At 68.9% G+C, this 14350-nt stretch carries 14 protein-coding genes; 2 read left to right on the forward strand and 12 right to left on the reverse strand.

Going from position 1 to position 14350, the window contains the following annotated elements:
* Window positions 1–34 precede the first annotated feature (34 nt).
* The gene (locus tag FOF45_RS04685) at window positions 35–799 is read left to right on the forward strand and encodes a DUF695 domain-containing protein (RefSeq protein ID WP_158982837.1); all 765 of its coding nucleotides are present in this window, start codon (window positions 35–37) and stop codon (window positions 797–799) included.
* Between the two features lie 58 nt (window positions 800–857).
* On the opposite strand, the gene FOF45_RS04690 is transcribed toward FOF45_RS04685, so the two are convergent.
* The 8 genes from FOF45_RS04690 to FOF45_RS04725 all read right to left on the reverse strand — a co-directional run bounded on the left by FOF45_RS04690 (window position 858) and on the right by FOF45_RS04725 (window position 10458).
* Entirely contained in the window at window positions 858–2072 is a 1215-nt protein-coding gene (locus FOF45_RS04690) for a D-alanyl-D-alanine carboxypeptidase family protein (protein ID WP_158982838.1), read from the reverse strand.
* Between the two features lie 60 nt (window positions 2073–2132).
* Window positions 2133–3266 (reverse strand): septal ring lytic transglycosylase RlpA family protein, encoded by a 1134-nt coding sequence (locus FOF45_RS04695; protein ID WP_158982839.1) that lies wholly within the window; start codon window positions 3264–3266, stop codon window positions 2133–2135.
* Window positions 3263–4414, reverse strand: coding sequence for a lytic murein transglycosylase B (mltB, locus tag FOF45_RS04700; RefSeq protein WP_158982840.1), 1152 nt, complete (start codon window positions 4412–4414; stop codon window positions 3263–3265). The genes FOF45_RS04695 and mltB overlap by 4 nt, the downstream gene beginning before the upstream one ends.
* Before the next feature lie 115 nt (window positions 4415–4529).
* On the reverse strand, window positions 4530–5642 hold the full coding sequence (gene rodA / locus FOF45_RS04705) for a rod shape-determining protein RodA (protein ID WP_158982841.1): 1113 nt from the start codon (window positions 5640–5642) through the stop codon (window positions 4530–4532).
* Window positions 5639–7705, reverse strand: coding sequence for a penicillin-binding protein 2 (mrdA, locus tag FOF45_RS04710; protein ID WP_158982842.1), 2067 nt, complete (start codon window positions 7703–7705; stop codon window positions 5639–5641). Before mrdA ends, rodA begins: the two co-directional genes overlap by 4 nt.
* 3 nt (window positions 7706–7708) lie before the next feature.
* On the reverse strand, window positions 7709–8194 hold the full coding sequence (gene mreD / locus FOF45_RS04715) for a rod shape-determining protein MreD (RefSeq protein WP_158982843.1): 486 nt from the start codon (window positions 8192–8194) through the stop codon (window positions 7709–7711).
* Window positions 8191–9246, reverse strand: coding sequence for a rod shape-determining protein MreC (gene mreC, locus FOF45_RS04720; RefSeq protein WP_158982844.1), 1056 nt, complete (start codon window positions 9244–9246; stop codon window positions 8191–8193). The genes mreD and mreC overlap by 4 nt, the downstream gene beginning before the upstream one ends.
* Window positions 9247–9411: 165 nt before the next feature.
* Window positions 9412–10458 (reverse strand): rod shape-determining protein, encoded by a 1047-nt coding sequence (locus tag FOF45_RS04725; protein ID WP_158982845.1) that lies wholly within the window; start codon window positions 10456–10458, stop codon window positions 9412–9414.
* 298 nt (window positions 10459–10756) lie between these two features.
* Here FOF45_RS04725 and FOF45_RS04730 point away from each other — a divergent pair, with 298 nt between their 5' ends.
* Window positions 10757–11689 (forward strand): carbohydrate kinase family protein, encoded by a 933-nt coding sequence (locus FOF45_RS04730; RefSeq protein WP_158982846.1) that lies wholly within the window; start codon window positions 10757–10759, stop codon window positions 11687–11689.
* Between the two features lie 63 nt (window positions 11690–11752).
* Here the strand turns inward: FOF45_RS04730 and FOF45_RS04735 are convergent, their stop codons facing one another.
* The 4 genes from FOF45_RS04735 to FOF45_RS04750 form a co-directional block, all read right to left on the reverse strand.
* Window positions 11753–12220, reverse strand: coding sequence for an aminoacyl-tRNA deacylase (locus tag FOF45_RS04735; protein ID WP_158982847.1), 468 nt, complete (start codon window positions 12218–12220; stop codon window positions 11753–11755).
* 165 nt (window positions 12221–12385) lie between these two features.
* Window positions 12386–12628 carry a hypothetical protein gene (locus FOF45_RS04740; RefSeq protein ID WP_233264051.1) on the reverse strand — a complete coding sequence of 81 codons (243 nt, stop codon included), beginning with the start codon at window positions 12626–12628 and terminating at the stop codon, window positions 12386–12388.
* A gap of 19 nt (window positions 12629–12647) precedes the next feature.
* Complete coding sequence (locus FOF45_RS04745; protein WP_233264052.1) at window positions 12648–13385, reverse strand: hypothetical protein; 738 nt, start codon at window positions 13383–13385, stop codon at window positions 12648–12650.
* Window positions 13382–14350 carry an alpha/beta fold hydrolase gene (locus tag FOF45_RS04750; RefSeq protein WP_158982848.1) on the reverse strand — a complete coding sequence of 323 codons (969 nt, stop codon included), beginning with the start codon at window positions 14348–14350 and terminating at the stop codon, window positions 13382–13384. The genes FOF45_RS04745 and FOF45_RS04750 overlap by 4 nt, the downstream gene beginning before the upstream one ends.

Raw genomic sequence — 14350 nt, forward strand, 5'->3', positions numbered from 1 at the left:
CGTATGATCGACCGACCACAGACAGGATGCCGGCATGAGCGACGAATGGGACTTCTACTTCTGCCACGTGGACGACAAACCGGCCTCGATCTATGTCGACGTCGGTCTGCACGGCGAGGTCCCGCTGCCGGCGCTGCCGGACCGGGCCTACCTCAGCGTGATCATGCGCCAGCCGCGTCCTGACGGGTTGTCCAGCCAGGAAGAATTCGACGCCCTGAAGGCGCTGGAGGACGCGATCGACGAAAAGCTGGTGTCGTCCCGGACGGTCTACGTCGGGCGCAACACCTCCGACGGGCGACGCGATTTCTGGTTCTACCTCGCCGATGCGGCGGCATGGGACGCGCAGGCGGCGGAGTTCATGGCGGCATTCCCGGAGTACGCCTACGAGACCGACGCCGAGCCGGACCCGGAATGGTCGGCCTACCTCGAGTTCCTCTACCCCAACGAACAGGGCTGGGACTTCATCACCAACCGCCGCGTCTGCGAGCGGCTCGAGGAGGACGGCGATCCGCTGACGGAGGCGCGTGATATCGAGCACTGGGCGTACTTCCCCGATGCTGTCTCGCGCGATGCGTTCATCGCACGCGCGCAGGCGATGCAGTTCGAAGTGCGCGAACTTCTGGAACCCGATGCGGAAGAAGAGCGCACCGACCACGGCGTGCGCCTGTCGCGGCGCGACGTGCCGAGCCATCGCGGGATCCACGACATCACCGTCCCGCTGCTGCGCGCCGCGAACGAAGCGGGCGGGCGTTACGACGGCTGGGAAACGCAGTGCCTGCCGGCGTCGCCCGGGGCCTGAGCGAAAAAAGAAAAAGCCGGCTTTCGCCGGCTTTTTTCATGCGTTGCGCGCGGGGACGTCAGTCCGACTCCCACCACATCCAGAACTCGTCCCACAGGCGCTTGAAGAAGCCGCCCTGCTCGACCGCGTTGAGCGCGACCAGCGGACGCTGCGAGACGACCTTGCCGTCCAGCATCACTTTGATGGTGCCGATCTTCTGGCCCTTCGCGATCGGCGCGACCAGCGTCTTGGGCACGTCCATCATCGGCTTGAGCTGGTTGTACTTGCCGCGCTGCACGGTGACCAGCAGCGGTTCGGCGACGCCCAGCTGCACCTCGTCGGCGGCGCCCTTCCATACCTTCTGCTTCGCGATCGCCTTGCCCACGTCGTAGAGCTTGTGGGTTTCGAAGAAGCGGAAGCCCCAGTTGAGCAGGGCCTGCGAATCGACGGCGCGCTGGTTCTCGCTGGTGGAACCCATGACCACAGAGATCAGGCGCTGGTCGCCGCGCTTGGCCGAGGCCATCAGGCAGTAGCCGGCGCCGGAGTGGTGGCCGGTCTTGATGCCGTCGACCGACGCGTCGCGCCACAGCAGCAGGTTGCGGTTCGGCTGGGTGATCGGGCCGACCGTGAATTCCTTGATCTTGTTGTACGAGTACGCGACCGGGTAGTCGTGGATCAGCGCGCGGCCGAGCGTGGCCAGGTCGTGCGCGGTCGAGTAGTGGCCTTCCGCCGACAGGCCATGCGGGTTCACGAAGTGCGAGCCCTTCATGCCGATGCGCGCGGCGTACTGGTTCATCAGCGCGGCGAAGGCATCGGTGCTGCCGGCCACGTGCTCGGCCAGCGCGATGGCGGCGTCGTTGCCCGACTGCACCACCATGCCCTTTTCCATCTCCAGCAGCGGCGCGGTCTTGTTGACCTCGAAGCCGGAGTAGCTGCCGTCGGTGCCGGCGCCGCCGACGCGCCAGGCGTTCTCGGTCATCATCACCTGGTCGTCGCCCTTGACCTTGCCGGCGGCCATTTCCGCGGCGATCACGTAGCTGGTCATGACCTTGGTGATGCTGGCGGGCTCGACGCGCTGGTCGTAGTTCTCGCCGGCGAGCACGTTGCCGCTGGCCGCGTCCATCAGGATCCAGGCGGTGCCGGCGATCTGCGGCGGCGGCGGCACGGGCAGCGAGTCGCTGGCCGGCGGCAGCGCGGCGGCGGGGGTCGGCGTGGTCTGCGCGAGGGCGAGGCCGGCCACGAGGGTGGCGGCAGCGGCGACCGCGGCGGCTCTGGCGAGAGCGGGGACTTTCATCTTTTCAACGACTCCAAAGGCCGGGGTGGCGCCGGCCAGTCAAAAACAGGTGGATAAATTCTAGTCGCGGACGCGCTGCGGCTGGCCGAAACCCAGACCCGCGATGCGGGCCGCGAGTTCCGGAGCCTGCGCTTCCTGCAGGGGACCGACGCGCAGGCGCCAGATGGTCTGGCCGTTGGCGCTGGCATCGCTGATCCGGGCGGCGTCGATGCCGGCCTCGCGCAGGCGCGTCAGCGCGCGATCGGCGTTGGCGCGGGCGCTGAAGCTGGCGACCTGGAAGGTGATGTCGCCGGCGCTCACGGCGGCAGGAATGGCCGGCACCGCCGGGACAGGCGCCTGGGCGGCAGCCGACCCGATGGGCGTCGGCTTGCCGGTGGCGATGCGCACGCCGGGCGGAAGTTCGCCCGCGTTGGCGCTCGCGATCGGCATCGCCGAGACCAGCCGGTCCATCGCGCTCGGTGTGGCCGGCTTGGCCGCCGGTGCGGCGGCCACGGTCGGCTTGTCGTCGTCGCCCGGCGCCAGTGCGCGCACTTCGACGCGACCGGTGCCGCGCTGGGTGATGCCCAGCTTCACCGCCGCGGCGTAGCTCAGGTCGATCACGCGGCCTTCGTGGAACGGGCCGCGATCGTTGACGCGCACCACCACCGACTTGCCGTTGTCGAGGTTGGTGACGCGCGCGAAGCTCGGCAGCGGCAGCGTCTTGTGCGCCGCGGTGAAGGCGTACATGTCGTACACCTCGAGGTTGGAGGTGCGGCGGCCGTGGAACTTCTGGCCGTAGTACGACGCCGTGCCGCGCTCGACGTAGCCCCGCGGGTTGTCGAGCACCTTGTACTTCTTGCCGAGCACCGCGTAGACGGGGCGGTTGCCCACGGACGAACGCGGTTCGTTGGTGACCTCGGGCTCGGGAATCGCATCGACGTCCGGAACATGGTCCGGCGTACTGTCGGAGACGCCCGGCTTGTACAGCCCACCGGCGGTGTAATGGCCGCGCGTGTTCGGGTCTTCCTGCGCGGGCGCGTACGGCGATTTCTTCTTGCCCGCCAGCGGCGCGTGCTGCACGCCGTCGCGATCCGGCATCGCGACCGCTTGCGACGCCGGCTTCTTCGGCGCGCTCGCGCAGGCCGCCAGGGTCAGCGCCAGCACGACCGCGCATCCGCGCAGGGCGATGGCGCCGGGGGCGCGTGCGCCCGTCATGCGCCGGGCTGTCCGGCCGGGGCGGTCGCGACGGGAACGTCGCGTCCGGCGATCGCCTCGCTCAACTGGTACACCGCCATCGCGTAGTGCTTGGAGATGTTGTAACGGGTGATCGCGTAGAAGTTGCGGAACCCGAACCAGAACTCCCGACCGTTGTCGCCGTCGAGGTTCACCACCGTTGCGGTCTGCTCGGCGGGAACGGGCGTCAGCGGACGGAACCCGCGCGCGGCGAGGTCGGCCATCGAGTACACCGGGTCCAGGTTTTCCGGCTCGATCGGCTGCGCGTCCACGGCCGCGTTGGCGCGCACGGTGACCGCGCCACCACGCACCCAGCCGCCCTTCTTGACGAAGTAGTTGGCGATGGACGCGAACACGTCGTTGAGGTTGTTGAACAGGTCGCGCTTGCCGTCGCCATCGCCGTCGACCGCGAACTCGCGATAGCTCGACGGCATGAACTGGCCCCAGCCCATCGCGCCGGCATAGCTGCCGGTGAGCGTGGTGATGTCCAGCCCCGTTTCCTTGCCCAGCGCGAACAGCTGGCCGAGTTCGCCGCGGAAGAACGCCTCGCGACGGTTCTCGCGATCGGCCTTGGCCGGATCGCCGGTGCGCGGATACGCGAAGGCGAGCGTGTAGAGCGCATCCAGCACCGGATACGAACCGGTGTTGCGGCCGTAGTTGGTTTCCACGCCGATGATCGAGACGATCACCTGCGCCGGCACGCCGTGCTGCGCCTCGGCCTTCGCCAGCGCGTCGCGATGCTGGGCGAGGAATTCGCGGCCGCCGTCGATGCGTGCCTGGGTGATGAAGATCGGGCGGTAATCGCGCCACGGCTTGGCTTCGGCCGGGCGCGCCATCGCCGCGACGATGGCGTCGCGGATCTGCGCCTTCGCCAGCACCGATTCGATGTAGGCCGGATCGATGCCGTACTGCGCCGCGGTCTCCTTCACGAAGGCGGCGCGGGCCTGCTCCAGCGGCTGCCGTGCGACCGGATCCGGCAACGCCGGCGTACCGGGCACCTGGGTGGCCGGAGTCTTGGCGGCGGGAGTGGGAGTCTGCGAACCGGGCGCGGAGGCCTGGGTGGCGCAGCCGGCCAACGCGAACAGGAGCGCGCTGATCACGGCGCTACGGGATAGGTGGCGTCGAGTCATCGACGCGAGGGTAGCACGCACGTTCCGGCGCCAGAACCGCGGTCCGGGGACGTCATCGGGGCGCCAGTCAGGTTCACGCGAGCCGGTCCGGATGACTGAATGCGGCACGCGGCCCTCAGCGCGCGTAGATCGGCCGGTGCGCACGCACCGCCATCACCACGCCCAGGCCCGCCAGCAGTGACACCGCCGAGGTGCCGCCGTAGCTGAGCAGCGGCATCGGCACGCCCACGACCGGCAGCAGGCCCGAGATCATCCCGCCGTTCACGATCACGTACACGCAGAACGCCAGGCCCAGCGCGCCGGCGATCAGACGCGAGTAGCCGTCGCGCGCCTCGGCCGCGATCCACAGGCAGCGACCGATCACGAACAGGTACAGCGCCAGCACCGTGGCCACGCCGGCCCAGCCGAACTCCTCGCTGAGCACCGCGAAGATGAAGTCGGTGGTGTGCTCGGGGAGGTAGTTCAGGTGCGACTGCGAGCCCTGCCCCCACCCTTTGCCGGTGAGGCCGCCCGCGCCGATGGCGATCTTCGACTGGATGATGTTCCAGCCGGTGCCGAGTGGATCGGATTCGGGATTGAGGAAGGTCAGGATGCGGTCCTTCTGGTATGGACGCAGCAGCCAGAACCACGCGACCGGGGCGACCGCGGCGACGCCGCCGAAGGCCATGCCGAACCACCACCACGGCAAGCCCGCGAGATAGAGCGCGAACGCGCCGCTCATCGCCACCAGCATCGCCGTGCCGAAGTCCGGCTGCAGCAGGATCAGCCCGGTCGGGACCGCGATCAGCACGCCCGCGATCAACACCGTGCGGAAGCGCGGCGGCAGCGCCTGGCGGTCTAGGTACCACGCGACCATCATCGGCAGGCTCAGCTTGAGCAGTTCCGCCGGCTGCACGTAGACCACGCCGAGGTTGATCCAGTGCCGACCGTGCTTGCCGGTGCCGATCAGCAGCACGAGCATCAGCGGGATCAGCGAAGCGGCGAACACGAACGGCGTCCAGTTGCGCAGCTGGTTCGGCGGAATGCGCGAGAGCGCCCACATCACGCCCAGGCCGGCGGCGAAGAACGCGCCCTGGCGGACCACCAGTCCCATCGAGTGGTCGGCCGCGCTGTACAGCACCGCCAGGCCGATCACCATCAGCGCGAGCAGCGCGCCGAGCAGCGGCAGGTCGAGCGTGCGCGCGAAGCGCACCAGCAGCTCGAACAGCCAGCGCAGGATCTGCCTCATCGGGTCGGCTCTCCGTTCGACGGCGGCGGCGTGGCGTCGCTACGCGGCGTTGCCTGCGCGGGCACGGTGGTCGCGGGACGCGATGCCGGGGCGGCCGGCACGACGGCGGCGGCCGATGTCGGCAGCGTCGTCGCCACCGGCGTGGTGGGTTCGGCCTGCGCGATGACGGGCTCGGCGTGTGGCTGCGGCGGGCGCGTGTACTTGGGATCGGTCGGGATCGGCTCGGGCATCTTGCCCAGCAGCCACGCGTCGAAGATCTTGCGCGCGATCGGCGCGGCGGTGCTGCCGCCGAAGCCGCCGTGCTCCACCGAAATGGCGACCACGATGGTCGGGTTGTCCGCCGGCGCGTAGCCGACGAACAGCGCCTGGTGGCGCAGGTGGTAAGGCAGCGAATGCGGATCGAAGCTCTGGCTGCCCTTGCGGCTGATCTTCTGCGCGGTGCCGGTCTTGCCGGCCATCAGGTACGGCGCGCCAGCCGCCATCGCGCGGCCGGTACCGCCGGGGCCCATCGTCGCCATCATGCCCTCCTGCACCGCGCGCAGGTTGGAGGCATTGTCGGTGATGCGTGGCGGCGTGGGCTGTGTCACCGGCATCCACGGGGTGTCGTAACCGTCGCGGCGCTCGGCGACGAGGTGCGGACGCACCAGATCGCCACCGTTGGCGATCGCGGCGGTACCGCGCACCAGCTGCAGCACGGTGGCGATCCAGTAGCCCTGGCCGATGCCGGCGTTGACCGTCTCGCCCGCGTACCACGGCTCCTTGCTGCGCGTGCGCTTCCATTCCGGAGACGGCACCACGCCCTTGTTCTCGCCGGACAGGTCGATGCCGGTGCGATCGCCGAACCCGTACTTGCGCATGTACTGGTCGAAGCGCTCGATGCCCATGTCGTAGGCGAGCTTGTAGTAATAGAAGTTCACCGATGCGGCGATCGACTTGCGCAGGTCCGTCCAGCCCGCGCCGCCGTGCGCATCGCGCCACCCGCGCCGCTGGCCGGGGATGTAGAAGGTGCCGGTCGAGAACACCTTGTCCTCGGGCCTGCGCAGGCCGCTGTCGAGGCCGGCCAGCGCGATCAGCGGCTTCACCGTCGAACCCGGCGGGCCGCCGCCGAGCACGTTGCGGTTGAACAGCGGCCGCGACGGGTTGTCCATCAGCGCGCGGTAATCCGCGTTGGAGATGCCGTTGACGAACAGGTTGGTGTCGTAGCCCGGCAGGCTGACCATGCCGAGGACCTCGCCGGTGCGCGGGTCCATCGCCACCGCCGAGCCGTCCATGTCGCCGAACGCGGTGACCATCGCCTGCTGCAGGTCGAGGTCGATGCTCAATCGCAGATCAGCGCCGGGCGTGGCCGGCACGTGGCCGACCTGGCGCATCGGACGGCCGTCGACGTTGGTTTCGATCTGCTCATAGCCGACCTTGCCGCGCAGCGCTTCCTCGTAATAGCGCTCCAGGCCGGTCTTGCCGATGTGGGTCAGCGCGGCGCCGCCCTCGCCCAGCTGCTTGAGGTCTTCCGCGTCCACGCGCGCGACGTAGCCGATCACGTGCGAGAGCAGTTCGCCGTAGGGATAGCGCCGGTTGAGGTAGGGCACCAGATCCACGCCCGGGAAGCGCCAGCGGTCGACCGCGAAGCGCGCGACTTCCTCCTCGGTCACGCGCAGCTTCAGCGTGATCGGCTTGAACCCACGCGTGGCGCGACGCTCGTCCTCGAAGCGCGCGATGTCCTCGGGCGAGAGCGCGACGATCTTCGACAGCGCCGGCAGCCAGGTGTCGGTCTTGCCGGCTTCGAACGGCGTCACTTCGATCCGGTACGCCGGCACGTTGTCGGCCAGCACGCGACCCTTGCGGTCGAGGATCAGCCCGCGTCCCGGCACGACCGGCCGCAACTTGACCCGGTTGGCTTCCGAACGCGTGGCGTAGTCGGCGTGCTGCCAGACCTGCAGGCGGAAGTACCAGAACCCCAGGCCCACCAGCGCCACCAGCACGCAGATGAAGGCGATCGCCGAGCGCAGCCGGAACTGGTTGGCCTCGGCGGCGGTGTTCTTGAGGACGCGGCGACGCGGACCCATCGCTCAGCGCCCCCGCCAGCGTCCCAGACGCAGCGAATCCAGAGCCACGTACACCAGCGGCCACAGCAGCAGGCCCGACAGCGGTGACAGCCAGAACGCGGCCGGCCGCGTCGGCTCGCCGATGGCGATGTGGATCGCCGCGGTCACGATGCAATCGTTGACCAGCAGGCCGCCAATCGCCAGCGCCTGCTGCGACATCGGGAAGAACCGCAGGCGCGCGCGGAAGCGCTGCAGGATGTAGGCCATCACCACCAGGCGCAGGGCCTGTTCGCCGAACAGCCCGCCGTACACCAGATCGCCGATCAGGCCGATGATGAAGGCGATGCCGAGGCCGACGTGATCGGGGTCCTCGATCACCCAGTACGCCAGCACCAGCGCCAGCCAGTACGGACGCAGCGGCTGCAGCACCGCCGGCAGCGGCAGCAGGCCGAGGAACAGCGCCACCACCAGGCTCAGCGGCAGCACCCATTGCGGACGCGCGCGGGTCATCGGCGGACCTCCGTGGACGGCGGCGACTGCGGTTGCCGAGTCTGCGGTTTCGTCTGGGTGGCTTGCGGTGCGGACTGCGCAGGCGTCGTCGTCGCGCTGCCCGCGGGCACCGCCTGCGCGGCGCCAGAGACCGGGGCCGTCGTCGCCGGCGTCAGGCCGATCGCGGTGGTCGGCGCGGTGGAATCGAAGGCGGTCGCGCCCGGCAGCGGGTTCGGCGTGGACAGCAGCACCAGCACCTCGCGGCCGCGATCCAGCTGCGCCGCCGGCTTCACCTCGCCGACCAGGAACGCGCGGCTGTCGTCGGGCTTGAGCGATGCGATCGTGCCGACCGGGAAGCCTGGCGCGAAACGGCCGCCCAGGCCCGAGGTGACCAGCACGTCGCCGACTTTCACGTCGCTCGACAGCGGCACGCTGGTCAGGCGCAACTGGTCGCTGCGGCCCTCGCCGTAGACCACCAGGCGCACGCCGTTGCGCGCGACCGCCACCGGCACTGCGTGCGAAGGATCGGTCAGCAGCAGCACGTTGGCGTACATCGGCGTCACCGCGATGACCTGGCCCAGCAGGCCACCGGCGTCGATCACGCTCTGACCGGTGCGCACGCGGTTGAGCGTGCCGGCGTCGAGCACCAGTCGTTGGCGGGTCGGATCCAGGTCGATGTCGAGCACCGGCGCGAGCACCACTTCGAGCTTGCCGCGATCGGCCGCGTCGAGCAGGCCACGCAGGCGCGCGTTGTCGGCGGCGAGCGTCTGCAAACGTGCCATGCGCGCCTGGTTGAGCATCAGGTCGTTGCGCAGTCGACGGTTCTCATCGGTGAGCTGGCCCAGCGTGCCGGCGTCTTCGCTGATGCGCTCGACCACGCGGCCCGGCCAGCCGGCGACCATCCACAGCGGTTGCACCAGCAGCGTGGCCTGTCGCCGCGCCTGAGTCAGCCAGCCGCCGCGGTGGTCCAGCACGATCAGCACCACGGCCAGCGCCAGATAGGCCAGCAGCTTGAGCGTGCCAGCCACGTCGCCGGTGCGTGCGGAACTGGGAGGACCGGCGTAGGTGGGCACGTGGTTACGGGGTCGGTGGAAGGCGGGAGGGTCGATCCGGCGCCGGGCGGTCCCGGGCTGCGGCGCGCGGGGAGGTTCCTCGCGGAACCTCCGGTGTCATGTCCAGCATGAGCCGGGGCTGGGTAGCTTCGACGATCCGCGAATCCCCCATCCCGAGTCCCGGCTTTATTCCGGCGTGAAGAACTCGTTGCCGTGCATGTCGACCAGCTCCAGCGCGCGGCCACCGCCGCGGGCGACGCACGTCAGCGGATCGTCGGCCACCTGCACGTGCAGGCCGGTCTCCTCGCTGATGAGGCGGTCGAGGTCGCGCAGCAGCGCGCCGCCACCGGTCAGGACGATGCCGCGTTCGGCCACGTCCGCGCACAGTTCCGGCGGGGTCTGCTCCAGCGCCAGCTTGATCGCCGAGACGATGCCTGCCAGCGGCTCGCGCAGGGCCTCGAGGACCTCGTTGGAGTTGATGGTGATCATCTTCGGCACGCCCTCGGCGAGGTTGCGGCCGGAGACTTCGATCGAGGAAGCCTTCTGCTGCGGGTAGGCGCAGCCGATCTCGATCTTGATGCGCTCGGCCGTGGCCTCGCCGATCAGCGTGCCGTAGGTGCGGCGCACGTAGCTGATGATCGACTCGTCGAACCGGTCGCCGCCGATGCGGACCGACGCGGAGTAGACGATGCCGTTCAGCGCGATCACCGCGACTTCGGTGGTGCCGCCGCCGATGTCCACGACCATCGAGCCGCGGGCCTCGGTCACCGGCATGCCGGCGCCGATGGCAGCCGCCATCGGCTCCTCGATCAGGTAGACCTCACGGGCGCCGGCTTCTTCGGCCGATTCCTTGATCGCGCGGCGCTCGACCTGGGTCGAGCCGCAGGGCACGCACACCAGCACGCGCGGGCTCGGGCGCAGGAAGCGCGACTTGTGCACCTTGCGGATGAAATGCTTGAGCATTTCCTCGGTGTAGGTGAAGTCGGCGATGACGCCATCCTTCATCGGCCGGATCGTGGTGATGTGGCCCGGGGTGCGCCCGAGCATCATCTTGGCCTCGCTGCCGACCGCCGCCACCGTGCGGTTGCCGCCGATCAGGCGGTCCTGGCGGACGGCGACCACCGAAGGCTCGTTCAGGACGATTCCCTGCCCGCGCACATAGATGAGGGTGTTCGCCGTGCCCAGGTCGATGGACAGGTCGTTGGAAAACATGCCGCGAAACTTCTTGAACATCGAGGATCGGCCGTCCGAAAGGTGGGGGCGTGAGGGGCGCGTGAGGGGTTCGCTAGCCTAACAACCACCCACTTGTCGAGCAAGGAAAAAACCAGCATTTACGGGCACTTCGTGCCCAGTCCGGTCACCTTTCGGAACCGTCCTAGGGGCGACCGCCCGTAGGGGCGGTGCCGGGCGGCTGGCCGTGGGCGGCCCCAGCGGCTACCCTAGCGCCCGCGCGGCACTGGGCCGCCCTCCCGCGACTTTACGCAACCGCCGCACGCCGCCGTGCGACCGGCCTCACGACCTGGAAATCCCGATGTCTGCACTTATCTGCGGCTCGCTGGCCTACGACACCATCATGGTGTTCCCGGACCAGTTCAAGAACCACATCCTCCCGGACAAGGTCCACATCCTGAATGTGTCCTTCCTGGTGCCGCGGATGCGCCGCGAATTCGGCGGCTGCGCCGGCAACATCGCCTACAACCTCAAGCTGCTCGGCGGCGATCCGATCCCGATGGCCACCGTCGGCCAGGACTTCGCGCCGTACCGCGAGCACTTCGAGCAGTGCGAGATCAACCTGTCGCAGGTGAAGGAGATCGCCGAGCTGTTCACGCCGCAGGCGTTCATCACCACCGACCACGACAACAACCAGATCACCGCGTTCCATCCGGGCGCGATGATGCGCAGCTACGAGAACCACGTGAAGAACGTGAAGGGCGTGACGTTCGGCATCGTCAGCCCCGACGGTCGCGAAGGCATGCTGCAGAACGCCGCGGAGTTCGCCGACGCCGGCATTCCCTTCATCTTCGATCCGGGCCAGGCGATGCCGCTGTTCAACGGCGAGGAGCTGCGCCAGTTCATCGAGCTGGCCGACTACGTCACCGTCAACGACTACGAATCCAACCTGCTGCAGGAACGCACCGGCTGGAGTGAGAACGACATCGTCAAGCGCGTGAAGGCGTACATCACCACGCGCGGCCCGCACGGCTCGCAGATCCACACGGCGGAAAAGACCTTCGACATCCCGCCCGCGCACGAACGCCGCGTCACCGATCCGACCGGCTGCGGCGATGCGTTCCGCGCCGGCCTGATCTTCGGCATCGAGAAGGGCTACGACTGGATGACGATCGGCCGCATGGGCAACCTGATGGGCGCACTCAAGGTCGAGCATCCGGGCACGCAGAACCAGCGCTTCGACTTCGGCGAGTTCGCCGAACAGTTCAAGCAGCAGTTCGGTTACGCGCTGTAATCCATCGCCAGCGCGCACGACCGGAACCCCGCGGAAACGCGGGGTTTCGCGTTTGTGCGCCGCTCACATCATGTGCGCGAGCCAGAGCATCTCCGGCGCGGCAAGGCGTTCGAACTCCGTGTACGGCATGCGCACCACTTCGGTGTGGTTGCCGGCGTTGAACGCGATCTCGTCCTGGTGCGCCAGGCGCGAATCGATGTACACCGGCATGCCGTAGAGGTGCCCGAACGGCGGCATCGCGCCCGGTTCGCAATCGGGGAACGCGCCGCGGAATTCGGTTTCCTCGGCAAGCTCGACGGGAACACCGCCCAGCGCTAGCGAGAGGCGATACAGATCGGCGCGGTACGCCGCCGGCATCACCACCATCGCCAGCCTGCCATCGGTCTTGATCATCACCGTTTTGGCGAAATGGTTGGGCTCCACACGCACCGCCGATGCGGTCTCGTGCGCGGTGACCGTGCGTGGATGCGTGAGCGTCGTGTACGGCGTGTGCCCCGCATCGAGCAGGTTGTGCAGTCTCGGGGAGAGCATGGCGTCCTCCACCCGGCGCCGGCTGCGCTCCGTTCGCGGCCGCGTCGCGACGTGGATCGGCGCGGCATTCCGTTCCGCGCGCCCGATGCACGGACGAAGCCGGCATCGGTTCCGACTCTACGTTCCACGGCGTAAGGCGCGTGTGCACGCGCGCGCCCTGCTCGTTCAGCCCGGGCGATAGTCGCTCGCCGCCCGCTCCAGCCACGCCGGCAGGTCGCGACGTCGCACGCGGTCGCGCCGCGCCTGCGCCAGCCGCGCGAGCATGTATGCGCGCTTGCCTTCGTCCTCGCCCGCAAGGCGCAACGCCAGGTCGCGATCCATCCAGCCGCGGATCTTCCAGTACAGCCCCGCATGCAGCGCGACCACCAGCACGGTGGTGACCGCGACGATGACGTAGGCAGTGTTCACGCGGCGATCCGCACGGCGTTCAATTCCACTTCGGCATCTTCGACGGATCCAGTCCGCCCACTTCGAACACCGCGGCACGCGTGCCGCCGGCCTTCACCGGGAACTCTATGGCGATGACCTTCGCGCCCTTCACGGTCTTCCACAGCATCTTCTCGTCCTCGATGAACATCGCGATCGCCTCGTCGGTCTTCGGGCGGCTCGCATCCACCGGCTTCGGCGCGGCGTCGTCGACTTTCAGCTTCACCTTGCAGCCGCCGTAGCAGTCGAAGTCGCCCGCCTCCAGCACGAGGTAGCTGCTGCGACCCCAGTCGGGACGGTCGCGGAAGATCAGTTGCACCGGTCGTGCTCCGCTGCCGTCGGTGTCGACGTACTCCTTCGCGTAGATCGATGCGGACACCTGGTCGCCACCCTTCACCGGCTGCGACTGGTAAGTCCACAGCGCGGCGGTGCGGCGCTGCTCGCGTGCCTGCGCGGCCTTGTCCTTCACCTCGTTGTAGCGCTCTTCGATGCTGGCGAACGCGGCGCTGGCGGGATACTTCGCGGCCAGCACGTCGCCGTGCGCGCGGGCGAGCTCCCAGTTCTGTTTGCCGTACTCGGTTTCGAAGGAGCGGGCCATCTCGGCGGCGGCCTGTTCCTGCGCGGCCGCCTGCGCGGCGGCTTCGGCCTTGGGGTCCTGCGCGGGCTGGCAGGCACCCAGCATCAGTGCGAACAGCAATAAGACAATGGCGTCGGTTCGCGAACCAGCGGTGCGTTTCATCGTGCTCTTCCTCGTTCGATCAGCAGGGTCGCGGCCATCGCGACCGCATCGGGTTGTTCGACCAGCGACATGTGCCCGCAACCGTCGAGCATCACGCGCGTGGCCTGCGGAATCTTCTGCGCATACAGCGCCAGCGCACTGGCGTCGATCACCGCGTCCTGCCGGCACCACAACAGCAGCGCAGGCTGGCGGATGTCCGCTGCGACTTCGCCCGGAAGGAAGCGTTCGTCGCTGCGACCGATGCGGTCGAGCACGCGCTGCTCGAACGCCGCGTCCGCCTTTCGTCGCGCGATGTAGATGCGGTCCACCGGCCACGGAATCGTCGGCTTCGCCTTCGCGTCGTAGAACACCGTGTCGAGGTAGCGCGCGAGCGTCGCTTCGTCGCTCACGCCGAAGGGATTGCGTCCGGCCAGCACCTCGATGCCGAAGCGGTTGTCGCGGAAACGCACGCCGGCGGCATCGATCAGGCCCACGCGCGCGACGTCATCGGGATGGCGCGCCGCAGTCAGCGCGGTGATACCGCCCCCCATCGAATGGCCGAGCAGGACGACGCTGCGCCCCGGCGCGACAGTGCGGATGAAGTGGGCCACGCGCTCGCTCTGTGCGAGGAATCCGTAATCGGCGCCGGCGATGCGCTCGCTCTCGCCCCAGCCGGGAAGGTCGGGAATCACTAGCCGGTATCGCCCGCGCAGCTGGCGCGCGACGGGATACCAGTTCTCCTTGCTGCCGGTGAAGCCGTGCAGCATCACCACGACCGGTGCGTCGGCGGGCGCGTCGTCGTTGAAGGCGTACACCCATCGGTGATCGCCGACCTGCACGCTCGCCTTCGACAGATGCGCGGCGATGCGCTGGCGGGTGAAGTCGCCGGAGATGATCGCGTAGGGGTTGTGCCACAACAGTGCCGCGCCCGACAGCAACGCGGCCGCCACGAGGGCGGCCGCGAGCCTGGAACGCGTGATGCGCAT

Source organism: Lysobacter panacisoli (genome assembly GCF_009765165.1).
GTDB classification, from domain to species: domain Bacteria; phylum Pseudomonadota; class Gammaproteobacteria; order Xanthomonadales; family Xanthomonadaceae; genus Lysobacter_J; species Lysobacter_J panacisoli.

Excerpts from the sequence above, each read along its gene's own strand:
- FOF45_RS04685 (WP_158982837.1), top strand. The coding sequence starts at position 35 with ATGAGCGACGAATGGGACTTCTACTTCTGCCACGTGGACGACAAACCG.
- FOF45_RS04690 (WP_158982838.1), bottom strand. The coding sequence starts at position 2,072 with ATGAAAGTCCCCGCTCTCGCCAGAGCCGCCGCGGTCGCCGCTGCCGCC.
- FOF45_RS04695 (WP_158982839.1), bottom strand. The coding sequence starts at position 3,266 with ATGACGGGCGCACGCGCCCCCGGCGCCATCGCCCTGCGCGGATGCGCG.
- mltB (WP_158982840.1), bottom strand. The coding sequence starts at position 4,414 with ATGACTCGACGCCACCTATCCCGTAGCGCCGTGATCAGCGCGCTCCTG.
- rodA (WP_158982841.1), bottom strand. The coding sequence starts at position 5,642 with ATGAGGCAGATCCTGCGCTGGCTGTTCGAGCTGCTGGTGCGCTTCGCG.
- mrdA (WP_158982842.1), bottom strand. The coding sequence starts at position 7,705 with ATGGGTCCGCGTCGCCGCGTCCTCAAGAACACCGCCGCCGAGGCCAAC.
- mreD (WP_158982843.1), bottom strand. The coding sequence starts at position 8,194 with ATGACCCGCGCGCGTCCGCAATGGGTGCTGCCGCTGAGCCTGGTGGTG.
- FOF45_RS04725 (WP_158982845.1), bottom strand. The coding sequence starts at position 10,458 with ATGTTCAAGAAGTTTCGCGGCATGTTTTCCAACGACCTGTCCATCGAC.
- FOF45_RS04730 (WP_158982846.1), top strand. The coding sequence starts at position 10,757 with ATGTCTGCACTTATCTGCGGCTCGCTGGCCTACGACACCATCATGGTG.
- FOF45_RS04735 (WP_158982847.1), bottom strand. The coding sequence starts at position 12,220 with ATGCTCTCCCCGAGACTGCACAACCTGCTCGATGCGGGGCACACGCCG.
- FOF45_RS04745 (WP_233264052.1), bottom strand. The coding sequence starts at position 13,385 with ATGAAACGCACCGCTGGTTCGCGAACCGACGCCATTGTCTTATTGCTG.
- FOF45_RS04750 (WP_158982848.1), bottom strand. The coding sequence starts at position 14,350 with ATGCGCATCACGCGTTCCAGGCTCGCGGCCGCCCTCGTGGCGGCCGCG.